5 protein-coding genes are annotated in these 6,936 nt (G+C 74.5%); all 5 read right to left on the reverse strand.

The window, feature by feature from the left end; genetic code table 11:
* Positions 1-14: 14 nt before the first annotated feature.
* On the reverse strand, positions 15-1,859 hold the full coding sequence (ilvD, locus tag ACFRAR_RS32930; RefSeq protein WP_380702961.1) for a dihydroxy-acid dehydratase: 1,845 nt from the start codon (positions 1,857-1,859) through the stop codon (positions 15-17).
* 139 nt (positions 1,860-1,998) lie between these two features.
* A complete protein-coding gene (locus ACFRAR_RS32935; RefSeq protein WP_380702963.1) occupies positions 1,999-2,787 on the reverse strand; it encodes a class I SAM-dependent methyltransferase in 789 nt (262 codons plus the stop codon).
* A 47-nt stretch (positions 2,788-2,834) separates the two neighbouring features.
* On the reverse strand, positions 2,835-3,638 hold the full coding sequence (locus tag ACFRAR_RS32940) for a sugar phosphate isomerase/epimerase family protein (RefSeq protein ID WP_380702974.1): 804 nt from the start codon (positions 3,636-3,638) through the stop codon (positions 2,835-2,837).
* 570 nt (positions 3,639-4,208) lie between these two features.
* Complete coding sequence (locus ACFRAR_RS32945; RefSeq protein WP_380702965.1) at positions 4,209-5,171, reverse strand: Ppx/GppA family phosphatase; 963 nt, start codon at positions 5,169-5,171, stop codon at positions 4,209-4,211.
* Between the two features lie 217 nt (positions 5,172-5,388).
* Positions 5,389-6,681 carry an SUKH-4 family immunity protein gene (locus ACFRAR_RS32950; protein ID WP_380702967.1) on the reverse strand — a complete coding sequence of 431 codons (1,293 nt, stop codon included), beginning with the start codon at positions 6,679-6,681 and terminating at the stop codon, positions 5,389-5,391.
* Between the last annotated feature and the right edge of the window lie 255 nt (positions 6,682-6,936).

Consider the following 6,936-nt stretch of genomic DNA (forward strand, 5'->3'; position numbering starts at 1 on the left):
GGCTCGGTACGGGCTCAGCCGAGCTTGGTCACGTCGCGGACGGCGCCCTTGTCGGCGGAGGTGGCCATCGCGGCGTAGGCGCGCAGGGCCTGGCTGACCTGGCGGTCGCGGTTCTTCGGCCGGTAGCCGCCCGCGGCCTCCAGGGCACGGCGGCGCTCGGCCAGGACCTCGTCCGGGACCTCCAGGGAGATCCGGCGGCCGGGGATGTCGATGGCGATGGTGTCGCCGTCCTCGACCAGCGCGATGGTGCCGCCGGAGGCCGCCTCCGGGGAGGCGTGGCCGATGGACAGGCCCGAGGTGCCGCCGGAGAAGCGGCCGTCGGTGACCAGCGCGCAGGCCTTGCCCAGGCCCCGGCCCTTGAGGAAGGAGGTCGGGTAGAGCATCTCCTGCATGCCCGGGCCGCCCTTGGGGCCCTCGTAGCGGATGACGACGACGTCGCCCTCCTTGACCCGCTTGGCGAGGATCGCCTCGACCGCGTCCTCCTGGGACTCGACCACGACGGCCGGGCCGCTGAAGGTCCAGATCGACTCGTCCACGCCGGCGGTCTTCACGATGCAGCCGTCCTCGGCGAGGTTGCCGTACAGCACCGCCAGGCCGCCCTCGACCGAGTAGGCGTGCTCGACACTGCGGATGCAGCCCTTGGCGGCGTCGGTGTCCAGCGAATCCCAGCGCTCGGACTGGGAGAACGCCTCGGCGGAGCGGACGCAGCCGGGGGCGGCGTGCCACAGCTCGACGGCCTCGGCGGACGGCGAACCGCCGCGCACGTCCCAGGTCTTGAGCCACTCGGCGAGCGAGTCGGCGTGCACGGTGTGGACGTCCTCGTTGAGCAGCCCGCCCCGGTACAGCTCGCCGAGGATGGCCGGGATGCCGCCGGCCCGGTGCACGTCCTCCATGTAGTACGAGCCGTTCGGCGCGACCTTGGACAGGCAGGGGACCTTGCGGGAGATGGCGTCGATGGCCCGCTGGTCGAAGTCCAGCTCGGCCTCCTGGGCGGCGGCGAGCAGGTGCAGGATGGTGTTGGTCGAGCCGCCCATGGCGATGTCCAGGGCCATGGCGTTCTCGAAGGCGGCGCGGGTGGCGATCGCGCGCGGCAGGACGGAGTGGTCGTCCTGGCCGTAGTGGCGGTTCGCGATCTCGACGACCGTCTGCCCGGCCCTCTCGTACAGCGCCCGGCGGGCGGTGTGGGTGGCGAGCACCGAGCCGTTGCCGGGCAGCGAGAGGCCGATCGCCTCGGTCAGGCAGTTCATCGAGTTGGCGGTGAACATGCCGGAGCACGAGCCGCAGGTCGGGCAGGCGTTCTCCTCGATGATCGCGATGTCCTCGTCGGAGACGGACTCGTTGACCGCCTGGGAGATCGCGTCGACCAAGTCGAGCTTGCGCACGGTGCCGTCGACCAGGGTGGCCTTGCCGGCCTCCATCGGACCGCCGGAGACGAAGACCGTCGGGATGTTCAGGCGCAGCGCGGCCATCAGCATGCCCGGGGTGATCTTGTCGCAGTTGGAGATGCAGATCAGGGCGTCGGCGCAGTGGGCGTTGACCATGTATTCGACCGAGTCGGCGATCAGGTCGCGCGAGGGCAGCGAGTAGAGCATGCCGCCGTGGCCCATCGCGATGCCGTCGTCCACCGCGATGGTGTTGAACTCGCGCGGGATGCCGCCCGCCTGCTTGATCGCCTCGGAGACGATCCGGCCGACCGGCTGGAGGTGGGTGTGGCCGGGGACGAACTCGGTGAAGGAGTTGGCGACCGCGATGATCGGCTTGCCGAAGTCCTCGCGGGCTACGCCGGCCGCCCGGAGAAGCGCCCGGGCGCCTGCCATGTTGCGACCGTGGGTGACCGTACGGGACCTCAGCTCGGGCACTGTGCTCCACTCCTTCGGGGCTCTCGCGGGCACCCCGCTGCAGGAGGGTTCCGGGGGCCGCTGTGGGTACCGAGCCTACGCCCGCCGTCCGGCGGGCGGACGGCCCGTCCGCGATGCGGGCAGCCGGGAGGGCCCGCCGTCAGCCCGGCTTGACGGCCACGGTGAGGTCGAGGACGTACTGCTCGACCACCTGGCCGTCCGGGAACTCGGCCAGCATCGCCGCCCGCTCGGTGGCCAGCAGCGGTTCGCGCCGCTCGGGCGGCAGCGAGGCGAAGAAGGATCGGGAGGTGAGGTTGTCGACCACCTGCTCGACGGGCACCCGGCGCTGCCAGCGCAGCACGCCGCGGTGGACGGCCAGCCCGGCGGCGGCGAACGGGGCGGTCAGCTCGGCGACCCGGCGGTAGCCGTGGTAGCGGCCGGACAGCGCGGCGGTCAGCCGCTCGTCCCGGGCGCGCACCCACGGGACGGTCTCGTCGAAGAGGTTCCACCAGGTGGCGAGGGCGCCGCCGGGCCGCAGCACCCGGATCGCCTCGGGGACGGACCGCTCGGGCCGGGTCCAGTGGAAGGCCTGGGCGTAGCTGACGAGGTCGGCGGACCCGTCGTGGAAGGGCAGCTCGTCGCCGCCGCCGCGGACCACCGGGAGGTGCGGCGAGACGGTCCGGAACTGCGCGGCCATCCCGGCCGAGGGCTCGACGGCGACGACGTCGGCGCCGCGGGCGGCCAGCAGCCGGGTGGCGATGCCGGTGCCGGCGCCGACGTCCAGGACCCGGGCGCCCTTGAGCGGGTGGCCCCAGAGCCGTTCCAGCTCGTCGAACAGCTCCTCCGGGTAACCGGGCCGGCCGCGCTCGTACTCGGCGGCCACCGAGCCGAAGCTCCCGGCCAGCTCACGGAAGTCGCGGAGTTCGGAGAACTTCTGATCCTGCGTCATCGGTCAACCTCGGTGGGGGAGTTCGCACCCGGCCCGGCCCCGGCGGCTCAGCGCACGCGCGCCGGGGTGGCCAGGTGCAGGCGGGTGAAGGCGAGGGCCTCGGCGAGATCGGCCTCGCGTTCGGCGGGGGACGACGAGCGGCGGGTGTTGACCTCCAGCACCACGTGGCCGTCGAAGCCGGTGCGGGCCAGGTGCTCCAGCAGCTCGGCGCAGGGCTGCTTGCCGCGGCCGGGGATCAGGTGCTCGTCCTTGCCCGAGCCGCTGCCGTCGGCCAGGTGGACGTGGGCGAGCCGGTCGCCCATCCGTTCGACCATGGCGAGGGTGTCGATCCGGGAGGTCGCGGCGTGCGAGAGGTCGATGGTGAAGTGCCGGTACTCCTCGTCGGTGACGTCCCAGCCGGGGGCGTACGCGAGCATCTCGCGGTCCCGGTAGCGCCACGGGTACATGTTCTCGACGGCGAAGCGGACGTCGGTCTCCCCCGCCATCCGGTCGATGCCCTCGACGAACTCCTTGGCGTACTGGCGCTGCCAGCGGAACGGCGGGTGGACGACGACGGCGCTCGCACCGAGCTTCTCGGCCGCCGCCCGCGCCCGGACCAGCTTGGTCCACGGGTCGGTGCTCCACACCCGCTGGGTGATCAGCAGGCACGGCGCGTGCACGGCCAGGATGGGCATCCGGTGGGCGTCGGAGAGCCGGCGCAGGGCGTCGATGTCCTGGCTGACCGGGTCGTTCCAGACCATCACCTCGACCCCGTCGTAGCCGAGCTTGGCGGCCAGCTCGAAGGCGACGGCGGTGCTCGCCGGGTACACCGAGGCGGTGGACAGCACCACCTTGGTGTCGGGGATGTGCAGGGCCGGGTGCCGGGGCAGCACCAGCCGGTCGGTGGTGCGCAGCAGCGGCGGGCGGGCGGCGTCGCGCTTGGCGGCCTTGACCGAGCGGACGGACTGGACGGCGGCCTTGGCGGCGCCGGCGGCCCGGGCGGTGCGGGTCTCCCGGGCGGCGGTGGCCGACTTGGGTGCGGTCTTCTTGACGGCCGTCCTCTTCCCGGCGGCGGTCTTCGCGCTGGCCGTCTTCGCGGCGGTCTTCGCGGTGGCCGTCTTCGCGGTGCGCTGGGCCGCCTTGACGGCCTTCGCGGCCTGCTTGGCGGCCTGGGCGGCGGTGGCGCCCGCGACCGCCTTGCCGAGCCGTCGGCGCGGACCGTCCGACCGCGGCTGCCCGTTCCCGGGAGCGCGGTCCTCCTGCGTTCCGTCCTCGCCCGCTGGTTCCACCACGGGAGACAGCGTAGTTGGAGCGCGCACCGAACGGGCCGGGACGAGCGGCGCAGTGACCATCGGCACGTTGCCCCGGGGCAGGCCGTCCCGGGGCAGGCCGCGCGGCCGCGGGCCGGCCACGGGCTGCCGCCGGCCACAGGCGACCGCCGGCTACGGGGTGAGCGCCGGACGGCGGCGGTCGGCGGAGCTGTCCATGGCGTCCAGGCGGCGCAGGATGATGCCCTCGCGCAGCGCCCACGGGCAGACGTCCAGCTCCTCCAGCCCGAACAGGTCCATCGCGGCGTCGGCGACCAGCGCACCGGCCAGCAGCTGCTTGGCCCGGCCCTCGGAGACACCGGGGATCCGCGCGCGCTCGGCGATCGTCATCCCGGACAGCCGGGGCAGCCACGCGGCCAGCCCACTACGGGTGAGCCGGCGGTCGGTGTACGGGCCGGCGTCGGCGGGGGCGGCGCCGGTCATCCGGGCCAGCTGCTTGAAGGTCTTGGAGGTGGCGACCGCGTGCCGTGGCGGGCCGAGCCGGGTGATCTCGCCGACCGCGGTGGCGAGCTCGGCCCGGATGTGGCGTCTCAGCTCGCGCAGCTCGTCCGGCTGGGCGACGTCCCCGGGCAGCCAGCGGGCGGTCAGCCGGCCGGCTCCCAGCGGCAGCGAGCAGGCGACGTCCGGCTGCTCGTCCAGGCCGCAGGCGATCTCCAGCGAGCCGCCGCCGATGTCCAGGTTGAGCAGCCGGCCCGAGGACCAGCCGAACCAGCGGCGGACGGCCAGGAAGGTGAGCCGGGCCTCGTCCTGCCCGGAGAGCACCCGGAGCTCGACACCGGTCTCGGCGGCCACCCGGCGCAGCACCTCCTCGCCGTTGGCGGCCTCACGCACGGCGGAGGTGGCGAACGGGAGGATGTCGACGACGCCCTTGTCCTCGGCGACCCGCAGCGAGGAGGCGACGTGGCCGATCAGCCGTTCGACGCCGGCCTCGCTGATCGCACCGTCCGCGTCCAGCAGCTCGGCCAGACGCAGCTCGGCCTTGTGCGAGTACGCGGGCAGCGGAGCGGCGCCCGGATGGGCGTCCACCACGAGGAAGTGGACCGTGTTGGAACCTACGTCGAGCACACCGAGTCGCATAAATCTCCACGCTACGCGATGCGGGCCCTGGTGAGAGGGGGTGCGGCGGTATTCGCGCCGGCCCGGGACCGGTCTCCGGAACGCCCGGTACCGCCGGTGCCGCGCGGGTGACCGTGGGCGTCCGCCCGGCGTCGATCCGGGCGGCGGCGCGGGGCGGGACGGCCGCCGCTCGGCCCTCCGGGTCCCGCTCGGGGCGGTCAGGTCGACCGGCCCGTCGTCACAGAAGGCCGTCCCACAGCTGCTCCACGATGACCGCCCACCAGTTCTCCGGGCCGTCGAAGACCGTGCCGTCCACCTCCGCCAGGGCGTGTTGCAGCGCGTCCACCGCCCCGCCCGCGGCCACCGGGTCGAGCCCGCGCAGCGCGGGCCACCAGCCGGCGAACACCTCCAGGCAGCGGACGAAGGCGCGCAGGCCCGCGTTGCAGTGGCGGGCGGTCGCGTAGTCCGGGTCGACCGCCCGGACGGCGCCGTCGACCTGGTCCAGGGCCAGCAGCGCCCAGCCGTCCGTCCCCAGCAGCAGCTGCCCGGCGAGCACCAGGCGCTCCCGCTCGGCCACCCGGGTGCCGCGGCCGAGCGCGGCCAGGTGGGCAGCCAGTGGGGGCAGCGCGGTGGGCTTCCTGGTGCCGTCGGCGATCGCCCCGGCGCTCGGGTGGTGCAGGGCGAAGAACCCCGGCACGGACACCGGCACGCCCACCGTCAGCAGCAGCGCGGCGGCGCCCCCGGGCAGTTCGGCACGGGCGACGTCCGCCCGCTCGAAGCACCGCACGCCCGCCGGGCCGAACCGCGCCGCCAGCCGGGCGGCGAGCGCCGCGTCGGGCTCCTCGGGCCCGGGCCGCACCGCGCGGGGGAACGGCACCCGGTTGCGGGCCGGACCGTCCGGAGGCGCGGGCAGCGCCCGTACGGCGGCGGCGCGGTGGTCGAAGCGGGGGCCGTACGGGAGCTCGAAGTCGATCCGGGTGTACGGCAGTTCGGCGGCCAGCGCGTACGACCAGTAGCCGCCGGGCAGGGCGCCGAGCCGCAGGTCGGTCCGGACGGCCAGCACGTCCTCGGCCGCGACGCCCTGCTCGCGCAGCCACCACCAGCCGCGCAGCGCCGGATGCGGCAGGCCCGCCGCCGAGCGCAGGGCCAGCGAGCGCCGCTCGCCGGAGCCGTCCCGGTAGGTCAGTTCGGCCCGGGCGCCCCGGCCGGCCGCCGGGGCACGGGTCGGGTCGTGGCCGCCGGCGCCGACGAAGTCCCGGTACAGGACGACCACTTCGTCCACCGGCACCGAGGGCCACACCGTGAACCGCCCGCTCTCCCGGTCCACCACGGCACAGGACGCCCCGACCTCCTCGGGCGCCCGCCGATCCCCCGTGCGAGGGTCCACCAGCGCCCGGGCGGGCTCCGCCCACACCACCCACCCGAGCTCGAACTCATGGGTGCACACCCGCCGCACCGCCCCGCCGCCCTGCGGCAGATCCCCGTTGATCCACCGGTGCCCCGCCTCCACCGCCCGCGCCCGGTCGATCATCCGGCCACCCCCGTTTAGTCCGCTCCCGCCCGCGACCCTACGCTCCCCCGCGCGCCAGAAGGACAAGGCCGGCCCGACCCTCGCCTTCTCCTCCGAAGCCTGATCCGCCTTCGTCTCGTTCGCCTCCGAAGCTCAAGCGGCACAAGTCGAGTGACCCTTTAATGGAACGGTGGGGTAACCACCCCCCAACCACCCCCGCACGCAGCAGATATGACTTATCGTCACAGCTTTTCCACAGGCAGTTCGGCCATGTAG

Origin of the sequence: Kitasatospora sp. NPDC056651, assembly GCF_042792155.1 — a bacterium.
GTDB lineage: Bacteria > Actinomycetota > Actinomycetes > Streptomycetales > Streptomycetaceae > Kitasatospora.